This is a genomic window from Methylosinus sp. sav-2 (assembly GCF_004366495.1).
Taxonomy (GTDB): Bacteria; Pseudomonadota; Alphaproteobacteria; order Rhizobiales; family Beijerinckiaceae; genus Methylosinus.
Genome location: NZ_SOEJ01000002.1, coordinates 439,171 through 460,952, shown reverse-complemented (window position 1 = coordinate 460,952; position 21,782 = coordinate 439,171). Strand labels below are relative to the sequence as shown.

Sequence of the window (21,782 nt, the reverse complement as noted above, 5' to 3'; positions counted from 1 at the left end):
GCTATTCCAAAATCACCGGGATTGAAATTTGCTGCCCAACGCTCAGCACGGCGAGAGGCGCGGCTCCGTCCGGCCCGACGAGACCGACGGTGACTCCGCCGCCGCCGCCATCGACGACGCCGATGACCGTCGCCACCCCGTCGGAGGGAAAGGGGATCGCTACGGCGACCGGCTGCTTGGCGAGCCGGATCATTCGAGAAAATCCACCGCTTTGAAATTCGATTACATCGCCATCCTCGGCGTCGGAATCGTAGAAAACGATCCAGACCAGCTTCGCCTGTCGCGAGGCGATATCCGCTTCCAGGCTCTCTTGCGCCTGCGACGAAAGCGCCATTTCGAGCATCGCCGCTTTCATCTCCCTCGGTTCGACCGAACGTAAGGCGACGGGCGGCCGGGCCTCGGCGATAGACGCGCGACGCGCGATTTCCGCCGGAGAAATCCGATCCTCCGAGGAGCCGGTCATCTGCGCCGCGCCGATCAGTGCGGCCGTCGTGGCGGCGACGATTATCGGAATAGTCGGAAGCTTCGGCGCCGGCTTCGGCGTCGACTTGCAATCGGGGCGCGGAAAGCTGTCCATATCTACATGAACCAAGAAGATTATCAGGATGGTGATAAAGTATGATAACATATCGTCGATACGCTTGCGACCGGAATCGCTCGACGTTTGGGGTCGAGCGCGGCGCGCTCAAATCTCGCCGACGATATCGCTCGCGACTTCGGCGATCAAAGACCGCAGCCAGCGATGGGCGGGGTCGTGGCGGTAGCGCATGTGCCACGCCATCTCGACCGGGAAGGTTCCGAGATCGACGGGCGCCGGCAGCACCTTGAGCCGTCGGTCGTCGGCGAGGCGGCGGCAGATCAGGCGCGGCAAGGTCGCGCAATAATCGGTGACCGCCACCATCTCCGCGACCGCGAAGAAATTCGTCACTGAAATGGCGACGTCGCGCCGCAGCTCCTGTCGCGCCAGCGCCTGAAACAGCCCCACGCGCAGGCGGCCGGGCGGAACCACATTGACGTGGCGCAGCGCCTCGAACTGCTTCCTCGTGATCTTGTCGCCGATTTCGGGGTGGTCCGCCCGCACCACGCAGGCCAGGCTCTCCTCCATCAGATGCTGCACGACGAGATTGTCCGGCGGGTCGACGATACGGCCGAGAACCATCGCCGTGGCGCCGGAAACGACTCCGGTCTCGGCGAGGTCATTGCCATAGGGCGTGAGACGCAAAGTGACTCCCGGCGCGATCCGCCCGAGCCGCGCGACGATCGCCGGCGCCAGCACATATTCGACATAGCTGTTGGGTGCGATGGTGAAGAGACGCTCGGCCTTCGCCGGATCGAAATCCTGCTGGCCCAGCACGGCGTCGTCGAGCTTCGTCAGCGCATCGGCGACCACCGGAGCGAGCTCCAGAGCGATCGGGGTCGGCTGCACGCCGTAGCGCCCGCGGATGAAAAGCTGATCTTGCAGCATCGCCCGTAGCCGCGCCAAGGCATTGGACATGGCCGGCTGGGTCATGCCGAGCCGCTCCGCCGCGCGAGTGACGCTGCGCTCCTCCATCAGGGCGACGAAGATGGGCAGCAGGTTCAGATCATAGCGCATCAGTTATAATCCCATACCTATATCTAGAATAAAAGAAATAAAGCTGCAGAATGATAGGCGCAGGCGCATGTTGGCGGCGTCCAAGGGGACGTGAGCCAATGGAGGCTGCAATGACCAAGGGGAAAGTGCTGGCGATCGGCTCCAACGCCACACGGATCGAGGTCCAGGGCGGCGGCTGGGGCGCGACCGGTCAATATCTCAACGAAACCGTCATCCCCGCCATGGCGCTGATCGACGCCGGCTATGAGATCGTCCTCGCCACGCCCGACGGAACCAAGCCGCATATCGACGCAACGTCGGACACGGCCGCGCATTTCGACAGCGACGAGGCCGCCTATCGGCGCGCGAAAAGCTTCTACGCCGAGCATCCCGCGATGAACGCGCCACGCAAGCTGCGCGAGGTCATCGCGGAAGGCCTCGACCTTTATGTCGGCGTCTTCGTTCCCGGCGGACACGCGCCGATCACAGACCTCATGCAGGATCGCGAAATGGGCGAAGTCCTTCGCCATTTCCACGAAAGCGCCAAGCCCACCGCCCTACTCTGCCACGGCCCGATTGCGGTGGTCGCGGCGATGCCGCACGCTCGCGAATTCCGCGCGGCGCTGATCGCCGGCGCCGTCGAGATCGCCAGGAAATGGGCCGAGGGCTGGCAATATGCCGGCTATAGGATGACCGTCTTCTCAGCGAGCGAGGAGACGGTCGCCGAGAACCAAATCCTCCATGCGAAGCTCTATTTCGACATGCCCTTCGCGCTGACGGCGGCAGGCGGCGAGGTTTCCGTCGGCGCGGTCGACTTCGCGCCGCATGTCGTCATCGACCGCGAGCTCATCACCGGACAGAACCCGCGCTCCGATCATCCGATCGCCGCGGCCCTCATCGCGGCGTTGGATCGCTCGCTCGCGCCGACATGAGCAAATGAAATGAGAACGCGCATGACTGGCGGGGCGCTGCGCATGCGCGTCGCGCTCCTCGCGACAGTCGAAGGACAGACAGCAATGACTGTGAAAATCATCGCTCTGCTCACCGCCAGACCCGACAAGCAAGAGGCGCTCGAAGCGCTGCTCGCCGGCATGATCGCGCCGAGCCGCGCAGAGCCGGGCAATCTGCGCTACGATCTATGGCGCGACCAGGCCGACCCCACGCGCTTCGTGCTCGACGAGCTCTACACGAACAGCGAAGCAGTTGCGGCGCATCGCGAGACGCCCCATTTCCACGCCTATCTCGCGGCGATCAATGATCTCGCCGAACGGACGGCCTTGTCGCTCGACCCCGTCCAGGTGGGCTGACCGTCCAATCATCATCTCCGGCGGTGCGAGAAGGCCGGAACCGTCGACCACGTCTCCGGCGGAAGCCGAACACGCGCGACAAAAGAGGATTTGCATCATGAGCGAAGGCATCGAAGGCAAGGTCGTGCTCATCACCGGCGGCGGCGTCGGACTCGGCGCCGAGACCGCGCGCCATCTCGCCGCGCGCGGCGCCCGCATCGCCGTCGCAGCGCGCCGCAAGGACAAGCTCGATGAGGTCGTAGCCGAGATCACGAAAGCGGGCGGAGAGGCGCGCGCCTATCCTTTGGATGTGACCGACAAGCATCAGGTCAAGGCGGTCGTCGATGCAGCCGTCGCCGATTTCGGCCGGCTCGACGTCATCGTCAACAATGCCGGGCTGATGCCGATCCGTCCCATGATCGAAGTGAACACCGACGAATGGGACGCGATGATCGACGTCAATCTGAAGGGCGTGCTCTATGGAATCGCCGCCGCTCTGCCGATCTTCGTCGCGCAGGACAGCGGCCATGTCATCAACATCAGCTCCGTCGCCGGCACAAAAGTCTTCGCGCCGGGCGGCACGGTCTATTCGGGCACGAAATTCGCCGTGCGCGCGATCTCCGAGGGGCTCCGGCAGGAAATCGGCGGCAAGATCCGCGTCACCTCGATCGAGCCGGGCGCCGTCGACAGCGACCTCAAATATTCGACGACGAGCGGCGCCCGCGCGACTGTAATGGATTTTTACAAGATCGCTATTCCGGCCGCTTCCGTCGCGCGCGCCATCGCTTTCGCGATCGAGCAGCCCGCCGATGTAGACATCAATGAAATCGTGCTGCGCCCGACTACGCAGGAATTCTGATCGACCAGGGTCCGGCGGCAGGCCGGAAGGCCGCCGCCGGAGGAGCCAAAGGATGGAAACGGTGAGCATACAGAAGCTTCTGCCAAGCAAGCTCGGCTTCGGCGCCGCCCCGCTCGGCAATATGTTTCGCGACATTCCAGAGGAGGAGGCGCGCGCGACTGTGGAGGCCGCCTGGAACGACGGCGTCCGCTATTTCGACACGGCGCCCTTCTATGGCGCCGGCCTCGCGGAACTCCGCTTGGGCGAGGCCTTGGCGGGCAAGCCGCGCGAGGATTACGTCATCAGCACCAAGGTGGGCCGCGTCATCCTCGACGAGGTCGAGGACATCGGCGCCCGCGATCTCGGCGAGACGAGCGGTGTCTTCGCTCATGGCCGTCCGAACCGCATCGTCAATGATTATTCGGAGAGCGCGACGCTGCGCTCGCTGGAAGACAGCCTGAAGCGCATGAGGACAGACCATATCGACTTCGTCTTCGTCCATGACGTGGCGCAGGACTTCTATGGCGACGAGTGGCTGGCCATGTTCGAGAGCGCGCGCCTCGGAGCCTTTCGCGCACTCGACCGGCTGCGCGAGGAGGGCGTGATCGCGGGATGGGGCCTCGGCGTCAACCGCGTCGAGCCGATCGAGATCGTGATGGAGCTCGACGAGCCGCGTCCCGACATATTTCTGCTCGCCGGCCGCTACACGCTGCTCGACCATGAAAAGGCGCTTCAGCGCGTGATGCCGATGGCGGCGGAACGCGGTCTGCGCATCGTCGTGGGCGGACCCTATAGCTCGGGCGCGCTGGTGGGCGGACCCAATTTCGAATATGCGCCGGCGACGCCGGCCATTCTCGACAAGGTCGCGCGGATCAAAGCGATCGCCGACGAGCATGGAGTCGGCATGAAGGCGGCCGGGCTGCAATTCTCGCTCGCGCATCCGGCGGTCGCGGCGGCGATACCCGGCGCGAGCCGTCCGAGCCGCATTGCAGAGGATCGCGCCGCCATGGATGAGATCATTCCGGCAGAGTTTTGGCGCCGTCTGCGCGACGCCGGCCTCATCCACCCTGCCGCGCCCACTCCTGTCGCACGGTGACAGGGCTCGCCGGCTCGATCCGAGCGGGCCATTCGCGCCATTCGCCGCCGCAACCATTTCGCGGCCGAGCCGACCGATTACGCACGCCTCAAAGATAGCCGCGGCGGATCACGGATTCCGTCGCGGCGCCAGAGTGCTACAAATGCGCGTGACACCACTCGGCCAGCATCGCCGGACGTGATGCGACGCCAATGACTTGCGCATTCTGGCGCCCGGGGGCGGTATCCCCCCGCCCCAGCCAGAATTCCACAAATTACTGGAATCACTAGAAAATCGCCTTAGCTGGGGCGAGTTTCCACATCCCTTGTGACACATGGCTTCACAGCTTCGCTCTTCAGCGAATCTCCCGGCGCACTGGCGTAGGTCTGGACGAGCGTTCGGCGTCGGCTCGCTCGTTTTCTGCTCCGCTCGGCTGGCCGAGGCCTCCGGCTCGGGCGTGCAGATGCGCGCCGCGCCGAGCGCGACCATCTCCTCGCAACAGACCGCTTGCAGGATTTTCGCCGTCCCGCTCTGACGGCTCGGCGGCGCCAGCCGCTGCACCGGCGCCAGGAAAGTCGGCCTGCTTTGCTGTGCTTTGACGGAATGCTGTCGATCGAGCCGCGCCGTTCGATCCATGTGACGATTCTGCAACAGGCGATGCGCATTCGCCTGGCGTCTGGTCCTCCGCCCTTGACTCGGCGCAGGATCCAGAGGTTCCGTGAGCAGCATGGACAAGTCCGCGCCTTGGACGAAGAGGGGCGCCCGCATTTTGATCGCGGGCCTAACGGCGTGGGTCCTCGTCATTCAAGGCATGACAGCCGCGGCGTCGGCGCGCTGGAACGTCGTGGACGGCGGCGCCGTCTCGGCGGATTTCGCTCGCTGCGCGGCCGACAGCGACGCTGGCGACCATCGACATTCGCCCGTGCGGCACATTTCCTGTTCCTGCTGCATCCCGTGCCGCTCCGGCCAATTCGGCGTCCTCGGCGATAGTGCCGCGGCGACGCCGGACAGCATGAGACCATCATTTCCGATCGCCGGCGCCATTTCCACCTATTTCCTCCTGATCGGAGAACCGGCGTCGCCCCTCGGCTGGATCACCTCTTGGTCACAGCGCGCGCCGCCTCGGCTCGCATAGCCTTTTTGCTTCGCCGCCAGCGGCGCGCAGACGCATTGCCCCGATCGGGGGCGGCGGAGCCTGCCCGAGACTCTCCCTCGCTCCTGCCGGAGCCCCTCATGCTCGACGACAAAAAGTCGCTTCTGCGCGCGCTGTTCTTGCGTAACCGGCGCGAGTTGCTCGGCTATCTCACGCGGAAAGTCGGGGCCGACAATGCTGCGGATCTCCTCCAGGAGACCTTTCTCAGGGCGCTGCGCCATGAGAGCTTCGAGACCGTCCTCGATCCGCCGGCCTTCCTCCAGCGGATCGCCGCCAATCTCAGCCTGGATTTCGCCCGCCGGCGCAGGACCGAGACGCGCTATCTCGAATATGTCGATTATTTCGTCGACGCCCCGTCCGACGCGGCCACGCCCGACGAGATTCTCGAATACAAGAGGAAGTCGCAGAGGCTCGACGCGGCGATCCGAGCACTGCCGCCCCGCTGCCGCGACGTGTTCCTCATGGCCGTGTTCGAGGACATCCCCATGAGCGAGGTGGCGCGCCGGCTCGGCATTTCGGACAGAATGGCGCGCAAGCATATGGCCAGCGCCATCCGGCTGTGCCGCGCCGCTCTGGATTGAGACGAAATTTTCGCGGGCGAGGTTCCGTTTTGTCCGCCTTCGCCGTCGGAATAGACGATAGCCCTCGGTCGCCTCTGGGACTTCGAAATGCGCCAAGACCCGAAAGACTCCGATGAAGACCCCGCCCGCGAGGCCGCCATCGCCTGGTGGGTCGCGCGCCGATCCGGCCCGCTGCCGCCGTCGGAAGAGGTCGCCTTTCAGGCGTGGCTCGCGCGCGATCCGGCGCATCGCGCGGCCTTCGCCGATATTTCCGGCATGGTCCGACATGTGCGGAGCATGGAGCCCGCGCTCTACGCGCACGTGCGTGTCCCTGCGGTCCGGCGCTATGAGCGACCGGCGGCCGCCCTCGCCGCCGCCGCCGCATTCGCCTTGCTTCTGGGCTTCGACGATCTTTCGATCGCCCTGCGCGCCGATCGCTCCACGGGCGTCGGCGAGATCCGCTCTATCGTCCTGGACGACGGCTCCAAGGCGCATCTCGACGCGCGCTCGGCGATCACGCTGCGATATGCGGCGGGCGAGAGGCGCGTGGTCCTGCTGCGTGGCGAGGCCTTGTTCGAGGTCGCGCCGAACCCGGCCCGTCCTTTCGTGGTGGAAGCGGCCGAGGGGACCGTCACGGCGCTGGGCACGGCTTTCGACGTGGCGCTGATCGGCGATGGCGCGCGCGTCACGGTGACGGAGCATAGGGTGGAGGTCCGCAGCGGCGGCGGGAATGTCGTCGTCGAGGAGGGGCGGCAGTCCTCCTATGACCGCGACAGGCCGGCGGCCGCGCCTGTAGCCCAGGACGTGGACGCTGCGACGGCGTGGCGGCGCGGCAAGCTGATCGTCGAGGATCAGCCTCTGGGCGAAGTGCTGGCCGTGCTCGGCCGTCATCGCCACGGCTATGTTTTTTGTCTGCGCGCATCAGATTGCGCACGCCGCGTCACCGGCGTGTTCGGCGCCGACGATCCGATGCGTACGCTCAGGGAGATGGATCAGGCTCTCGGGCTCCGCGCCACATTTCTCACGGATTATGTGATCGTCCTGCACGAGTGAGGGCCACGGGGCCTTTCGCGGGGAAGAAAATTTTCGAGAGCCGGTTCCGGTTTCCATTTCGAGCGCGTCGGATAGACGGGGACAGCAATGAGCCCCATCACTGCTCGAAGGGAAACGAAGATGGCGGCGAGGGCGAGAGGGCGAAACAAGGACGCGCGTATGAGTTCGACAGTCGCGGCGGCGGCGCTCGGCGCACTCACGATCGGGACGGGCCAGCCAGCGCCCGCGCGGGCGGCGATTCCTCCGGATTTGCCGATCTATATCTCGCGCGACTACAGCATTTCGCCGGGGTCCCTCGGCTCCGCGCTCAACAGCTTCGCCGACAAGAGCGGGCTCCACATTCTCTATGACGCGCATGTCACGCGCCGCATGTCGTCGCCGGGACTTCGAGGCTCTTTTTCCGTCAAGGACGGGCTGGATCGCTTGCTCGAGGGCACCCGCCTCTCCTATCGCTTCTCCGACGATGGCGAGAGCGTGTCGATCCTGCTGGCGCAGGCGGACAATGGCGTGCGCAACGACGCTGGGGCGGAACAGCTGCCGCCGATCGACGTCGGCGCCGAAGGCAAGGACAAGCCCGGCGCGCGCGAGGCGGGAGGCGCGCCGCAGGGGCCGGGCGACCGATTCACCGGCTATAGAGCGGACACGGCGACCTCTGCGCTGAAGATGGATGCGCCGATCTTCAAGACGCCTGTCTCGGTGCAGGTCGTGACCCGCCAGACGATGGACGATCAGCAGGCGATCAGATTGATCGATACGGTGCTGACGAATTCGAGCGGCGTGCGGCCCAACCCGAGCTATGTCGAACAGTATAAGGTTCGCGGATTCACGACCTACCCCTATCGCAACGGATTGCAGCAATATTCGCAATACTTCCTCGACACCGCCAATGTGCAATCCATCGAGGTGCTGAAAGGCCCGGCCGCGATATTGTACGGCCGTGTCGAGCCCGGCGGCATCATCGACATAGTGACGAAACGTCCGCTCGAGACGCCCTATTATTCTGTCCAGGAACAGATCGGCTCCTACGGCCTCACGCGAACGACCATCGATGCGACAGGGCCGGCGACATCCGACAAATCCGTGCTCTATCGCGTCAATGCGGCCTATCTTCACGAAGATTCGTTCCGCGATTTCGTCAGCGATCGAAATGTCTTCGTCGCTCCGACCGTCTCGTGGCGCCCGACCGATCAATTCAAGATCAACATCGACTTCGAATATCTGCACAGAACCGCAGTCGATGATTTCGCTCTTTTTCCGGCAGTCGGCGGAACGCTGGCGCAGATTCCGCTGACGCGATATCTGCAACAGCCGGGGATACTCCAGAGCACGCCCGATCGCTTCGAGCGAAAGATGATCGCCTATGATTGGGAGTATCGCTTCGACTCCGATTGGAGCATCGCCAGCCGACTGGCGTACACGAATTCGAACGCCAGAATCATGGACACCTATTCGACATCGTTCAACGCCGCGACCGGAAATTTGACCACAGCGCTCTACACCTCGCCGGGGTTCAATCAACAGATGCTGACGACGAACGTCGACATAAAGGGGAATGTCTCGACCGGCCCGCTGCGGCATTCGTTGCTATTCGGCTATGATCATTTCAGTTATACATGGCCGATGGTGAATGTGTTCAACTCGAACACGCAAACGATAAATATATATAATCCGATCTATGTCGCGCTGCAAAATCCTTTCGCTTATGGGCCGTCCTGGGTTTTCCAGAGACAGAAATGGGACGGCGTCTATGGGCAGGACATGATTTCGGCCGTCGACGACCGCGTGCATCTGCTTCTCGGCGGACGGTTCGACTGGTCGCGCACGGGCTCGAGCACGAAATATGCGACCCCCGACATCGCCCGAGCCAGCTTCGCGGACCGCTACGACCATGGCTTCAGCCCGCGTATCGGCTTGAGCGTCCAGCCCCTGCCCTGGTTGAGCCTCTATGGCAATTTCACCCGATCGCTCGGGGCGAACAATGGTCAAACGGGCGTCGGGCAAGTTCTCCCGCCTCAGAAGGGCGAGCAGTTCGAAGGCGGCGTGAAGGTCGAGTTGCTCGACAAGCGCATCTCCGCCACCGCCGCCTATTTCGACATCGTCAAAACCAATATTCCGCAGCCAGACCCGGCCAACTCGAACAATTCGCTGTTGATCGGCAAGGTGCGCAGCCGCGGCGTCGAATTCGACGTCATGGGGCGCGTGGACGACAATTGGAGCGTTCTCGCCAATTACACGCATGACGACGTTCGCATCATGCAGGGCGTCCTCAACCCGAACTATCTGACCGCGATCGCCACGCAGCAATCCATCAAAGGCAATGCGCTACCTGGGAATCCGCGCAATTACGGCAATCTATGGGTGAAATACGACGCCGACGGACCATTGAGAGGTTTGAGCGTCGCCGGCGGCGTGACCGGCGTCGCCGACCAATTCGGCGACAATGCGAACTCCTACACGCTACCGACATACTTTCTGCTGAACGGGATGATTTCCTACCAATTCGCATATGAAGGCTACACATTCACTGCGCAGCTGAACGCCCGGAATCTAACCGACACGCGATATTTCATCTCGGCCGCCAACAGGACCACTGTCATGATCGGACAACCACAGAGCTTCATCGGGTCGCTGCGCGTGGAGTTCTGAGCCGTCCAAGCCGCACGGCTCCAGCGGGGCGCCGCGCCGCTCGATCACGGCCTCGCGACGCCACGGCTCGGACTACCGAGCGACCGATTTATTCGACGCCCGCGACGCCTTCGGTCTCATGCGCCAGATCGAAGTCGCCGCCGGCGCCGATCCGGCGATCTTCGCCGCGTCGGCGCGCATATATCCGCCTCGCCCCCTTCATGGCGCCGGGAAGGAATGCTCATACCCTCTGGCTGTCCGATTTCACCTATGTCTCGACTTGGCGAGACTTCGTCTATGTGGCTTTCGTGATCGCCGCCCTCGCCCGGCGGATTGTCGGCCGGCGCGCCTCGCGCACGGCGCATGCGGCCTTCATGCTCGACGCGCTCGAGCAGGCGCTGCATGATCGTCGTCTCCCCTCGTCGCCATCCTCGACCGCCAACCGCCAAAGCGTGAAGAGCGCTTCATCCCCTCCTTCTGCCGACTGACGCAAGGCCTGCTCGAGCAAGTCATGATTAACGAGCTGTTCGGGCTGCTGGAGGGAAATGCGCATGTTCGTCAAAGGCGGGAGTCGTGCAGATCGAAAGGGCGTCGCAGCTGCAACGCTCATAGCCGCGTTGGGCGCCCCCGTCTCGAGTCTCGCCGATACGGCCCGTGAGATCAAAGCTTTGAAAGCGGAGCTGAAACGCCTCGAGACCAAGCTCGACGCCCAGTCCCGAGCAAATCGAGCGGCGACGGAGCGCCACGATCCGACGAAGTCCGCTCCGGCCGCGGCAGTCCCGCCACCCGTCTTCGTCAGCTTCAAGAACGGCCTCTATGTCGAGAGCGAGGACAAGAGCTTCGATTTCAAGGTCGGCGGACGCATCCATACGGACGGCGGCTTCGCCAGCTCGGCGGACACGATAAGGCGCAGCAATGTCGGCTTCCGCCGCGCCGAGCTCGAAGTGACCGGACGCGCCTATGGCAATTGGATCTATCGTTTCCAATATGATTTCGCCACCGCCGCCGGAGGCGTCGCCGGCATTCGCGACGCCTATCTCGCCTATCGCGCCAAATTCCTGCCCGAGTGGATCAGCGCCCAGCCGGTTTCCATCCAGATCGGCAATTTCCACGAGCCTTTCGGCCGGGAAACGCTCGATTCCGACAAGCACATCACCTTCCTCGAACGCAGCCTGACGGCCAATCTCGGTCCCGCTCGCCACATTGGCGCAGCCGTCGGCGTCGGCGATGCGAGCTGGGCGCTCAAGGGCGGCATTTTCTCCACCAGCCCGCAGGACACGGCGACCGCGCCGCCCACCGGAAACGCGCAATTTTGGGACGCTTCGGCGCGCGCCATCTATGCGCCCATTCACGAGGAGGATGCGCTGCTCCACCTCGGCGGGTCCTTCGTCTATCATCGCCCCAATGGGACGACCGCGGCCACCGACGCCACCAATCTGACGCCCGGCGCCTCCGGCTTCGAGCGCGAGCTCACCGGAATTCTCGGCGCGGGCGGGGCGACGGTCCGAGTGCCCGCGGCGCAGGATCTCTCCTGCGCGGCCTCGGCGGCGACGCTCAATGTCGCGACGACCGGCGCCGGCCAGCTGGTCGCGCCTTTCGTGCAGCGGCCGAGCTGCCTGAAATATTCCTACAATTACGGCTTCGAAGCCGCCGCCGCCTATGGTCCGGTCTCTGTCGAGGCGGAATATGTCGGCGCTCAATATCAGCGCGACGCCACGCTCGCCTTCCTCTACGCAAATGGCGGCGGCGCGCAGCTGCATTACAGCGCCTATCATGTCGCAGCATCTTTGTTCCTCACCGGGGAATCGCGCGCCGCCTCCTATGAGGGCTATGACAAAAATTGGAGCACGCCCGGCACTTTCGCCGATGTGAAGATCAAGGACCCTCTGAACAAAGGCGGCTATGGCGCCGTCGAGGTCGCCGCGCGCTATGAGGGGATCAATCTGAACAATGGCGGGCTCGTCCCGGCGAGCTTCGTCTATCTGGCGACAGCCACGGGTTCCGCTGCGCAAAAAGCCGTCGCCAATACGGCGACGCTCGGCGGCCGGCAGGAGAATCTCACCGTGGCTCTGAACTGGTACCCGGTGCGCGGCGTGCGCCTACAGGCGAATTGGACGCGCGCAATGACGCTGATCGCACCCGCCGATCGCGCATTTCTCAACGGCGATCATCCGAGCCTGTTCCTAGCGCGGGCGCAAGTTTTTTGGTGAAGCAGAGCGCAGCTTCGGGTCGATAAGAACTCGCTTCCAATGAAGGAATGAGCCTAACGAACGGCCCGATCGCCGCTCGCCAGAGTCGGCCTTGTCGTCAGGCCAGAGGCTCCTCGCCGGCGATGGTCGTGCGCGTCATCAGCCGACCGCTCTCAGCGTCATAGGGCGTGACGCGATGCATGGTTCCGGCATTGTCCCAGATGAGAAGATCGCCGACGCTCCATTCGTGCCGATAGACGAATCTCGGCGATATCGCCCATTGCGTGAGCTCGGCGAGAAGCGCGCCGCCTACATCCGGCGCCAGGCCTTCGATATGCGACGCCGTGCATCCGAGCACGAGCGACTTGCGTCCTGATTTATGCGTCCACACAAGCGGATGCGTCTTCGGCTCATGACTTCGCCATCGGCGCAGCTCGTCATCCGTGGGCGTTTGGTTCACGAGACACTGGGCCGCTTCGACGCTATGGACGACACGAAGCCCTTCTATCGAGGTTTTGACCGAGACCGGCAGCTCGTCCCAGGCGGCATAGCAATTGCTGAATTCGGTCTGACCGCCGACGGATGACAAACGCTTCGCATTCAATATCGCCGCACGCGCCGGAACGTCGTCGCTCGCGCCGTCGAAATGCCAAAAGAACGAACCTTTCAAATATTCGGCCGCGAATGCGTCGACCTTCTTATCGAGTGTGATCGGCAGAAGCCCGTCGCCGCGCAGGAGAACGATCTCGCCGAGCGTGCGGGAGAGAGCGAGCTGCTGCGCGTCATCGAGGTGAAGTCGCGGAAACACGATCACGCCGCGTCGTTCCAGAATGTCGCGGATCTCCGCCGCATATTCGCCGCGCGTCAGCGCCGCGACATCCATCTCGATCGAAGAGCCTATGCGCGGCGTCAGATCGAGAATATCGAAGCCGCGTCGAATGGTGATCGCATCCATGCTCGTCTCCTCATGCGCATGTGTCGAAAGCCCCCGCACGTGACATCGAAAGAAAAATCGCGCTGCGCGCCGACGACGAACTGCGCGCCGATCGACATTGGCGCGGAGTCACGATTTCGCCGCCCGCGACAGCTGCTCCCGAAGATCTTCCGCGCCCTTCTCTATCCCCGTCTGCGCCGCCGATAGCGCGCCGACGCTCGCCGGAATATTCAGCGGGCTGGGATATTGCTTGGCGACGAAAGCCGTGAGCAATCGATTGTCGGAGGCGTCGCGTATCTCGACCGCATAGAACACCGAGCCGGTCAGCAGCCCTTCGCCGCCACGCACGGTCTGCACGCCATTGTAGAGACCGCCCGCGAGATCGAAGCGCGAGATCGTGCTGAGCACGGGCGTGCTCGTGACGGCGCCGGTCAATGTCAATTTCAGCCGCAGCGTATTCGCGCCCGGCCGGTCCGCTATGGTGAAGCGGCTCCTCAGCTTCTCGGCGAACTCGCTCTGCATATGCTCGGCGAGCGACGCCTTGTCGGCTTCCGCCATATCGCCGAACTGATGATCGGAGCCGCGATAGATCGCGACGGGATCGATGACGAGCCTGTTATAGGCGCGCCAATCGGTCGTAGCCGCATAGCGAAACGGAATGCGCTTGGCGTCGTCCTGCCGATTGGGCTGCAAATGCGCCGAGGATGGAAGCCCGGAATAGGCGATGGGATCCACGCTCGAGCAAGCGCTCGTTCCGAGGCAGAGCAGCGCGACTGTCGGTCGCAGCATTTTATCCAGTGCCGCCATACAGCAATACTCCTTTGCGTCCAACGCCGCTCGATTGCGTCGCCGCGTGATCGTTCGGGCTCGAATTTCGAGGCTCGCGGGAACGCGCCGGAGTCGACGTCTTCGGCCGCGCCGAGGCGCTTTCCGACTTCGACCCGTCCGGCGTGGCGGCGGCGAACGAGAAGCTGCGGCCGCCGAGCCGTCCGCGATAGGGCGCGCGATCATCTCCGCGTATCAGATCGAAGCTCACGATCGTGTTCGGCACGGCGACAGCGAGCACAACCTCATCGCGGGCGAGGATGTCGACCTCGAGCGCTTCGTCGGGCCGATCGGAATCGAGAAGAAGGATGCGTCGCGTCACGAGCTCGTCCCCGCCTGCATGTCGTCACGGCTGCGAGAACAAATCGAAGTGATAGTTCACGCCGACGCGAATGGTGTGGAATCGTGCGTGACGATCGACATCCTTCCGCAGATCCCGGTAGAGATCCGTGTAGAGATATTCGAGCTTCGCAGACCATTTCCGCGCGAAAGCCCATTCCACGCCGCCGCCCGCCGTCCAGCCGATGCGCAGCTTGCCGTCACCGGCGATCTTCGGCTCGCCGAAGGCCATGCCGCCCGTGCCGTAGATCAGCAAGCGCGGCTCCGTGAGCGCGAAGCCGACGCGGCCGCGCGCCGTTCCGAACCACGGCAGCGTCGCATCCCGATGATAGGGGCTGTCGTCTCGCGCCTTCAGGCTCGACGCCTGAAAGTCGTTCTCGGCGCCGATGACGAAGCGAGGCGACAGCTGATAATTGAAGCCGAGCTGGCCGCCGCCGACGACGCCGCTCGGCGATTTGTCGGCATAGGCGCCGGCGCCGACTCCCTCGCCGACCGCGCCGCCGGCGTTGAGGCCGCCGTAGAGGCCCGTCCAGGTGAAGGCGGGCGGCGGCGCCTCGAACGCAAAAGACGGCTTCATATAAGGAAGATCGGCCGCCGGCGCGGCGCCTGCGCTCGCGGCCAGGACGAAAAGCGCCCGCGTCAAAGCTGTCGAATATTTCACGATCATGTTTCCGATCCCCTGCGCTCCGACTCCCTCCGAGCAGCCGAGGAGGAAAATACGCGAGACCGGCCGAATGTCAACGCTGTTGACACAACAATGTTGACACTCGCGCCTTCCAGCCCCATTTGACCATCGTCAGAAGACGAATAATCTGCGCGGAAACGGGAGGCGGATCGATATGGCGACGCTGGCTGAGCTTCAGGAAAAGCGCGGCGGAGAGATCACACGGCGGCGCATACTCGAGGCGGCGCGCGCGCGTTTCTCGATAGCCTCCTACGAGGATGTGAAGCTCCGTGAAATCGCCGCCGAGGTCGGAGTGGATGTCGCGCTGGTCCACCGCGCCTTCGGCTCGAAGGAGCAGCTCTTCTCGGCCGTCCTCTCGACCTCCAAGGAGGCCGAGTCGCAATCGACGCTCGACGCCGGCCGCCTCAGCGAGGATTTCACGGACGGGTTTTTCAGCGCGAGCCAGAACGAAACGCTTCAGATCGTCGTGCGCTCGCTGACCAATCCACAAGCGCGGGAGGTATTGCGCGCCCGCAGCTTGACCGAGTTCATCGGCCCGGTCGCCGCCGCTCTCGAGGGAGCATCGACGATCGAGCGCGCAACCTTGTTCAACGCCTGCCTCGTCGGAATGGCGATCTTTCGCGAAGTCTTGGGAGCGCAAGCGCTGCAGGACGCCAATAGCGCCAAGACGCGGCCCTTGATCGCACGGGTTCTCGCGGCCTGCCTCGCCGACGAGCCGAGCGCCGCGCCGGAGCCGAAAAAGGAGGGTCCAGCGAAAGCTCCTCGCCGAACGGCGCCGAAAAAGGCGCCGGTGGCGAAGACGCCGTCTAAAAAGCGCGTTCCGACGAAGTCTCGCAGACGCTGAGGCCGGCGCGCTATCGGCCGCTCACGTCTGTGCGCTCGCGACTTTCCGCCGTCGCATGATGAACCGCCGACTTTGACGAAGCCAATGCGAAAAATGCGCGAGGCGCGACGAGCCGCCGCGCCTCGGATAGACGGGAACCCGACGACCGAGGTCGCCGACGCCGTCAATGCAACTCGTCCAAGGCCAGATTGAGCTCCAGCACATTGACGCGCGGTTCGCCGATAAAGCCGGCGGCGCGCTGCTCGATCCGACTTTCGACCAAGGCGCGCACGCGGCTCTCGGGCAGCTTGCGCGCCGCGGCGACTGCGGCCGCCTGCGCCAGCGCATATTGCGGCGAGATGTGCGGATCGAGACCGGAGGCCGATGTCGTCACCGCATCCGCCGCGACCACATCGATGCGCCCGGCGGCGAACTCCGCCTCGATCGCCGCGTTCACGCGTTCTACGAGCTTTTGCGAGGTCGGGCCGAGATTGGAGCCGCCGGAATTCGCCGCATTGTAAGGCGCGTCGATCGTCTTGCTCGCGTCATTCGGATCTGGCGCGCTCGTCGCCGAAGGACGGCCGTGGAAGTAATTATCGGCGACGAAGCTTTGACCGATCAGACGCGAGCCGACGATGACGCCTTTGCGCTCGATGAGGCTGCCATTGGCCGCGTCGTGGAAAGCGAGCTGCGCGATTCCGGTGATCGCCAGAGGATAGGCGAGGCCGGTCAGAAGGGTGAAGAGAACGATCATCACGATCGCAGGACGAATTTGGGTGAGCATGAGAAGCTCCTTCACGCGAGATGCAGGATCGACACGATCATGTCGATCAGCTTGATGCCGACGAAGGGAATAATGACGCCGCCGAGACCGTAGATCAGCAGATTCCGCCGCAACAAGGCGGCGGCGCCGATCGGCCGATAGGCGACGCCTTTCAGCGCCAGCGGTATCAGCGCGATGATGATCAGCGCATTGAAGATCACCGCGGAGAGGATCGCCGATTGCGGCGAGACGAGCTTCATCACATTGAGCGCGCCGAGCTCTGGATAGGTCACGACGAACAGCGCTGGGATGATGGCGAAATATTTGGCGACGTCATTGGCGATGGAGAAGGTCGTCAGCGAGCCGCGCGTCATCAGCAGCTGCTTGCCGATGGCGACGATCTCGATAAGCTTGGTCGGATCGCTGTCGAGATCGACCATATTGCCAGCCTCGCGCGCCGCTTGCGTGCCGGTCTGCATGGCGACGCCGACATCGGCCTGCGCGAGCGCCGGCGCGTCATTGGTGCCGTCGCCGCACATTGCGATGAGGCGGCCGCCCTGCTGCTCCTTGCGAATATAGGTCAGCTTGTCCTCTGGCGTCGCCTGCGCGATGAAATCATCGACGCCCGCTTCCGAGGCGATGGCCGCCGCCGTGACCGGATTATCGCCCGTCACCATCACCGTCTTTATCCCCATGGCGCGCAGCTCGGCGAAGCGCGCCTTTATGTCTGGCTTGATGATGTCCTTCAGATGCACGACTCCGAGCAAGCGTCCGTTCTCGCTGACGGCGAGCGGCGTGCCGCCGGCGCGCGAGATGCGCTCCACCGCGCGCGTGAAATCCTCCGGCGCGCGTATTGGCGAGACGGCGGCGCGCTGGAGAATTTCGGCGATAGCGCCGTTCGCCCCTGCGCCGCCGATATCGGCACGGTCCACGATCGATTGGGTCTGCGCGAGAATTGCGTCGACGGCGCCCTTGCGCAGCGAGCGGCCCGGTAGATCGAGACCAGAGATCCGGGAATGCGCCGAGAAAGGAACGACGCGCGCATCGGCGCCGGGAGCGGGAGCGGCGAGGCCATAGCGGCTCTTGGCGAGCGCGACGATGGAGCGTCCCTCCGGCGTCTCATCGGCGAGGGAGGCGAGCAGCACGGCCTCCGCGAGCTCATGCTCGCCGACGCCGCCGACAGGAATGAGCTCATCCGCCATGCGATTGCCGAATGTGATCGTGCCTGTCTTGTCGAGCAGCAGCGTGTCCACGTCGCCCGCCGCCTCCACCGCGCGACCGGACGTCGCGATGACATTGAAGCGGATGAGGCGATCCATTCCTGCAATGCCGATCGCCGACAGGAGGCCGCCGATCGTCGTCGGTATGAGGCAGACGAGCAGAGCGATGAGCACGGTGAGCGACAGCACGGTTCCCGAATAATTGGCGAGCGGCCACAGCGTCGTGCAGACGATCAGAAAGATGATCGTCAGGCCCGACAGCAGGATCGACAAAGCGAGCTCATTCGGCGTCTTCTGCCGCTCGGCGCCTTCGACGAGCGCGATCATGCGGTCGATGAAGGTCGAGCCGGGCGCGGCGGTGATCTTCACCCGCACCCAATCGGACAACACAGTGGTGCCGCCGGTGACGGCGGAACGATCGCCGCCCGCCTCGCGAATGACCGGCGCCGACTCGCCGGTAATCGCCGACTCGTTGACGGAAGCGACGCCCTCGACGACCTCGCCGTCGCCGGGAATGAGGTCTCCGGCTTCGACGAGCACGACATCGCCGAGCTTCAGCTCCAGCGCGGAGACGATGTCGTAGTCGCGCGATCCGCCTTTGGTTCGCTTGGCTTTCGTGTCCGTGCGCGTGCGTCGCAACGCATCGGCCTGCGCCTTGCCGCGGCCTTCCGCCACGGCCTCCGCGAAATTGGCGAAGAGGACTGTGAACCACAGCCAGGCGGCGATCTGGCCGGAGAAGAGCGCGCTTCCGTCATTCGCGATTAGATCGCGAATGAACAAGAGGGTGACGACGGCCGAAACCGCCTCGGTGACGAAGATCACCGGATTGCGCGCCAGCCGGCGCGGATCGAGCTTGATGAGAGCGTCGATCGCCGCGCGGCCGATGATGGCCCGATCGAGCAGGCCAGGAGCAGCGACTTTGGACGACATTTGCGTTGATCTCCGGATCAGAAGGTCTTGCCGGCGGCGAGCAGAAGATGCTCGACGACGGGACCGAGCGCGAGCGCCGGGAAATATTGCAGCAGATAGAGCACGACGATGACGCCGAGCAGCAGGCCGATGAACAGCGGCCCATGCGTCGGGAATGTGCCGCGCGACGCCGGCGCCTTTTTCTTCGCGGCGAAGGAGCCGGCCATCGCCAACACGGGAATGACATAGGCGAAACGTCCGAGCGTCATCGCAATGCCGAGCGTCGTGTTGTACCAAGGCGTGTTGCCGGAAAGGCCCGCGAAGGCCGAGCCGTTATTGTCGGTCGTCGAGGCGAAGGCGTAGACGATCTCCGACAGGCCGTGCGGGCCGGCGTTGTTCAAGCTCGCGAGCGCGCCCGGCAGCAGCGCGGAAGCCGCGGAGAATCCGAGCACGCAGAGCGGATAGATCAGCACGGCGAGCATGGCGAGCTTCATCTCGCGCGCCTCGATCTTCTTGCCGAGATATTCCGGCGTGCGGCCGACCATGAGGCCGGCGACGAAGACCGCGACGACCGCGAGCACGAGGAAGCCATAGAGACCGGCGCCGACGCCGCCCGGCGCGATCGAGCCCATCAGCATGTTGAACAAGGGCACGAGGCCGCCGATCGGCATGAAGGAGTCATGCATCGAATTGACAGCGCCGGTGCTGGTGCCTGTCGTCGCTGCGGCGAAGAGCGCGCTGGTGGCGACGCCGAAGCGCACCTCCTTGCCTTCCATATTGCCGGGCGAAGGATCGACGCCGATCGACGTCAGCAGCGGATTGCCGGCGGCCTCCGCCCAATAGGCGATGAGCACGCCGCAGACGAGCACGATGAGCATAGCGATGGCGATCGCGCGGCCTTGCCGAAAATCCAGCACGGCGCGGCCGAAGGCGAAGGCGAGCGCGAAGGGAATGACGAGCAGCGCCCATATTTCGAGGAGATTGGAAATCGCGTTCGGGCTTTCGAATGGATGCGCCGAATTTGCGTTGAAGAAGCCGCCGCCATTGGTGCCGAGCTCCTTGATCGCTTCCTGGCTCGCGACCGGGCCGATCGAGATCACCTGCTTGGCGCCCTCGAGCGTCGTCGCTTCAACCGAGCCTGAAAGCGTCTGCGGAACGCCGAGCGCGACCAGCGCGAGCGCGACGACGATCGACAGCGGCAGCAGCACATAGAGCGTCCCGCGGGTCAGATCGACCCAGAAATTGCCGACCGTCGGCGATTCCGCGCGCGCGAAGCCGCGCACCAGCGCGAAGGCCATTGCGAGGCCAGTCGCAGCGGAGAGGAAGTTATGAACGGTGAGCCCGAGCATCTGCACGAGATGGCTCATCGTCGTCTCACCGGAGTAGTTCTGCCAATTGGTGTTGGTGATGAAGCTGATCGAGGTGTTGAAGGCGAGATCGGCCGGGACAGGATCGAAGCCCTGCGGATCGAGCGGCAACACATTCTGCAGGCGCTGCAACGCATAGAGCGATGCGAAGCCGACGACGCTGAAGGCGAGCATGGCGCTCGTATAGACGAGCCAGCTCTGCTCACGCGCCGGATCGACGCCGGAAAGCTTGTAGAAGACACGCTCCACGGGCAGCAGAACGGGCGTCAGAACATTGCGCTCGCCAGCGAGCACGCGAGCGATGAAGGCGCTGAGCGGCACGGCGGCGAAGACGACGGTTGCCAGCACGACGGCGATTTGCGCCAAGCCAATGGCGTTCATGATCGTTTCCTTTGCGGAGCCCGAGACGCTCGGCTCAGAACTGCTCGGGATGAAGGAGCGTGTAGAGGAGATAGGCGCCGAGCAGCACGGCGACGCCCAGGCCGATGATCGGTTCGAACATCATTCGCTCCCGTTTCAGAGCCGCCCGCAGGCGCGCGCATAAAGGCCCATCAGCGCGAAGAGAAAGGCGCCGAGGCCGAGATAGACGAGGTCGAGCATGGTCAGTCTCCCTTTCGACAATGCTCGGGATATGCCTGCAGAGCGCGTAAGGAGGCTATTCGGATTTGCCCCGTCGGGCGTAAGGGCCGCATAAGGATCAGCTCGCGCGGCGCGCAGCGCCAATGAGACGACGCTGTCGAAAAAGGACGAAAATGTCGTATCGAGGCGTCGCAGAATGCGCGCACAGCCGCCACGGCCTAGAGACCAGGATGATATCGCCTATAAATCAAGATATTAGATTCTCCGTGGCGCCTATGCTAGACTGGACTAATATATCCGTATTTTCAAATAGGTAATATGCGCCGCATGCACACCGTGTGCAGGGATTGTTCTCTTTTTCTTCCTGCTCGCCAGGCCGCACTGGAACACGCCGCTCCTCTCCTTGGCGCGAATTTCGGGCGCCCATCGGCATGCGATTTCGTCCGCCGACTGCCGTTCACTCCCGTCGCCGCTCATGCGAAAAGCCGCTTTACGTCCGCCATCGCCCGAAACAGCTTCATGGGCTGTTCGGAGAACGGCAGAAAGCTCTCTCGTTCGTAGAAGCGGCGGGCGCTATCGTCCTTCGCATCCACGATCAGCGCGAACGAGGCGATCTCGCTCCGGGCAGATCGGTAGAGAGCGTCGGCGAGTAGAAGCCGGCCGTATCCCTTCCCTTGTAGCCGCCGATCGACCGCGAGCCGGCCCATGAGCGTCGCCGGCACGCGCGGATATTTCGGCAGCTTCCGCAGGGGCTGCTCCGGCAGCTCGGCGAGTTGCACGGAGGTCGACGAAAGCGTGTAGTAGCCCGCGATCGTCCCGTCGGGCAGCGCCAGAACGAAGGGCGCGGCCATGTTCTTTCGCGCGTCCTGACCGGACTGTGTCCGAAAATATCGGTCGAGCACCTCCACGGCGCTCTCGAATCCCGATCTGTCATGGCCAGAAGCCAGCGGCTCCACGTAGAGCTTCTCGTCTTTTCCGGCAGGCAC

21 protein-coding genes and 1 pseudogene are annotated in these 21,782 nt (G+C 64.0%); 10 read left to right on the top strand and 12 right to left on the bottom strand.

Annotated elements, in window-relative coordinates; translation table 11 throughout:
• Window position 1: 1 nt before the first annotated feature.
• Both EDE12_RS08495 and EDE12_RS08490 read right to left on the bottom strand, forming a co-directional pair.
• Complete coding sequence (locus tag EDE12_RS08495) at window positions 2-592, bottom strand: hypothetical protein (protein WP_134188041.1); 591 nt, start codon at window positions 590-592, stop codon at window positions 2-4.
• 93 nt (window positions 593-685) lie between these two features.
• Window positions 686-1,594 carry a LysR family transcriptional regulator gene (locus EDE12_RS08490; protein WP_024879291.1) on the bottom strand — a complete coding sequence of 303 codons (909 nt, stop codon included), beginning with the start codon at window positions 1,592-1,594 and terminating at the stop codon, window positions 686-688.
• A gap of 110 nt (window positions 1,595-1,704) precedes the next feature.
• On the opposite strand from EDE12_RS08490, the gene EDE12_RS08485 reads away from it, so the two are divergent.
• From EDE12_RS08485 to EDE12_RS08470, 4 genes are all read left to right on the top strand, one after another.
• Complete coding sequence (locus EDE12_RS08485; RefSeq protein WP_024879290.1) at window positions 1,705-2,505, top strand: type 1 glutamine amidotransferase domain-containing protein; 801 nt, start codon at window positions 1,705-1,707, stop codon at window positions 2,503-2,505.
• Between the two features lie 84 nt (window positions 2,506-2,589).
• The gene (locus EDE12_RS08480) at window positions 2,590-2,880 is read left to right on the top strand and encodes a putative quinol monooxygenase (RefSeq protein WP_026598061.1); all 291 of its coding nucleotides are present in this window, start codon (window positions 2,590-2,592) and stop codon (window positions 2,878-2,880) included.
• 97 nt (window positions 2,881-2,977) lie between these two features.
• Window positions 2,978-3,718: an SDR family oxidoreductase gene (locus tag EDE12_RS08475; RefSeq protein WP_026598060.1), complete on the top strand. Its 741-nt coding sequence runs from the start codon at window positions 2,978-2,980 to the stop codon at window positions 3,716-3,718.
• A 61-nt stretch (window positions 3,719-3,779) separates the two neighbouring features.
• Complete coding sequence (locus tag EDE12_RS08470; RefSeq protein ID WP_024879287.1) at window positions 3,780-4,793, top strand: aldo/keto reductase; 1,014 nt, start codon at window positions 3,780-3,782, stop codon at window positions 4,791-4,793.
• 783 nt (window positions 4,794-5,576) lie between these two features.
• Here EDE12_RS08470 and EDE12_RS08465 read toward each other — a convergent pair.
• The gene (locus EDE12_RS08465; RefSeq protein ID WP_134188040.1) at window positions 5,577-5,816 is read right to left on the bottom strand and encodes a hypothetical protein; all 240 of its coding nucleotides are present in this window, start codon (window positions 5,814-5,816) and stop codon (window positions 5,577-5,579) included.
• Between the two features lie 189 nt (window positions 5,817-6,005).
• Here EDE12_RS08465 and EDE12_RS08460 point away from each other — a divergent pair, with 189 nt between their 5' ends.
• From EDE12_RS08460 to EDE12_RS08440, 5 genes and pseudogenes are all read left to right on the top strand, one after another.
• Entirely contained in the window at window positions 6,006-6,506 is a 501-nt protein-coding gene (locus EDE12_RS08460) for an RNA polymerase sigma factor (RefSeq protein ID WP_024879284.1), read from the top strand.
• 87 nt (window positions 6,507-6,593) lie between these two features.
• A complete protein-coding gene (locus tag EDE12_RS08455; RefSeq protein WP_024879283.1) occupies window positions 6,594-7,538 on the top strand; it encodes a FecR family protein in 945 nt (314 codons plus the stop codon).
• 159 nt (window positions 7,539-7,697) lie between these two features.
• On the top strand, window positions 7,698-10,184 hold the full coding sequence (locus EDE12_RS08450) for a TonB-dependent receptor (RefSeq protein WP_026598059.1): 2,487 nt from the start codon (window positions 7,698-7,700) through the stop codon (window positions 10,182-10,184).
• Between the two features lie 227 nt (window positions 10,185-10,411).
• Window positions 10,412-10,576, top strand: a pseudogene (locus tag EDE12_RS08445) (IS3 family transposase); the annotation flags it as partial.
• A 204-nt stretch (window positions 10,577-10,780) separates the two neighbouring features.
• Window positions 10,781-12,373: a porin gene (locus EDE12_RS08440; RefSeq protein WP_026598057.1), complete on the top strand. Its 1,593-nt coding sequence runs from the start codon at window positions 10,781-10,783 to the stop codon at window positions 12,371-12,373.
• Window positions 12,374-12,470: 97 nt separating this feature from the next.
• On the opposite strand, the gene EDE12_RS08435 is transcribed toward EDE12_RS08440, so the two are convergent.
• From EDE12_RS08435 to EDE12_RS08420, 4 genes are all read right to left on the bottom strand, one after another.
• Complete coding sequence (locus EDE12_RS08435; RefSeq protein ID WP_026598056.1) at window positions 12,471-13,307, bottom strand: TauD/TfdA family dioxygenase; 837 nt, start codon at window positions 13,305-13,307, stop codon at window positions 12,471-12,473.
• A 108-nt stretch (window positions 13,308-13,415) separates the two neighbouring features.
• On the bottom strand, window positions 13,416-14,093 hold the full coding sequence (locus EDE12_RS08430) for a DUF3313 domain-containing protein (RefSeq protein WP_026598055.1): 678 nt from the start codon (window positions 14,091-14,093) through the stop codon (window positions 13,416-13,418).
• Window positions 14,077-14,433: a hypothetical protein gene (locus EDE12_RS22090; RefSeq protein ID WP_024879277.1), complete on the bottom strand. Its 357-nt coding sequence runs from the start codon at window positions 14,431-14,433 to the stop codon at window positions 14,077-14,079. The genes EDE12_RS08430 and EDE12_RS22090 overlap by 17 nt, the downstream gene beginning before the upstream one ends.
• Before the next feature lie 24 nt (window positions 14,434-14,457).
• Window positions 14,458-15,117 (bottom strand): outer membrane protein, encoded by a 660-nt coding sequence (locus EDE12_RS08420; protein ID WP_026598054.1) that lies wholly within the window; start codon window positions 15,115-15,117, stop codon window positions 14,458-14,460.
• A gap of 172 nt (window positions 15,118-15,289) precedes the next feature.
• On the opposite strand from EDE12_RS08420, the gene EDE12_RS08415 reads away from it, so the two are divergent.
• Window positions 15,290-15,979, top strand: a complete 690-nt coding sequence (locus tag EDE12_RS08415) for a TetR/AcrR family transcriptional regulator (RefSeq protein ID WP_024879275.1) — start codon at window positions 15,290-15,292, stop codon at window positions 15,977-15,979.
• Window positions 15,980-16,142: 163 nt separating this feature from the next.
• Here the strand turns inward: EDE12_RS08415 and kdpC are convergent, their stop codons facing one another.
• The 5 genes from kdpC to EDE12_RS08390 form a co-directional block, all read right to left on the bottom strand.
• Entirely contained in the window at window positions 16,143-16,742 is a 600-nt protein-coding gene (gene kdpC, locus EDE12_RS08410) for a potassium-transporting ATPase subunit KdpC (protein ID WP_026598053.1), read from the bottom strand.
• 11 nt (window positions 16,743-16,753) lie between these two features.
• Entirely contained in the window at window positions 16,754-18,871 is a 2,118-nt protein-coding gene (kdpB, locus tag EDE12_RS08405) for a potassium-transporting ATPase subunit KdpB (RefSeq protein WP_026598052.1), read from the bottom strand.
• A 17-nt stretch (window positions 18,872-18,888) separates the two neighbouring features.
• On the bottom strand, window positions 18,889-20,598 hold the full coding sequence (gene kdpA, locus EDE12_RS08400) for a potassium-transporting ATPase subunit KdpA (protein WP_026598051.1): 1,710 nt from the start codon (window positions 20,596-20,598) through the stop codon (window positions 18,889-18,891).
• A 34-nt stretch (window positions 20,599-20,632) separates the two neighbouring features.
• Window positions 20,633-20,722 (bottom strand): K(+)-transporting ATPase subunit F, encoded by a 90-nt coding sequence (gene kdpF, locus EDE12_RS08395; RefSeq protein ID WP_084768379.1) that lies wholly within the window; start codon window positions 20,720-20,722, stop codon window positions 20,633-20,635.
• A 547-nt stretch (window positions 20,723-21,269) separates the two neighbouring features.
• Entirely contained in the window at window positions 21,270-21,782 is a 513-nt protein-coding gene (locus EDE12_RS08390; RefSeq protein WP_026598050.1) for a GNAT family N-acetyltransferase, read from the bottom strand.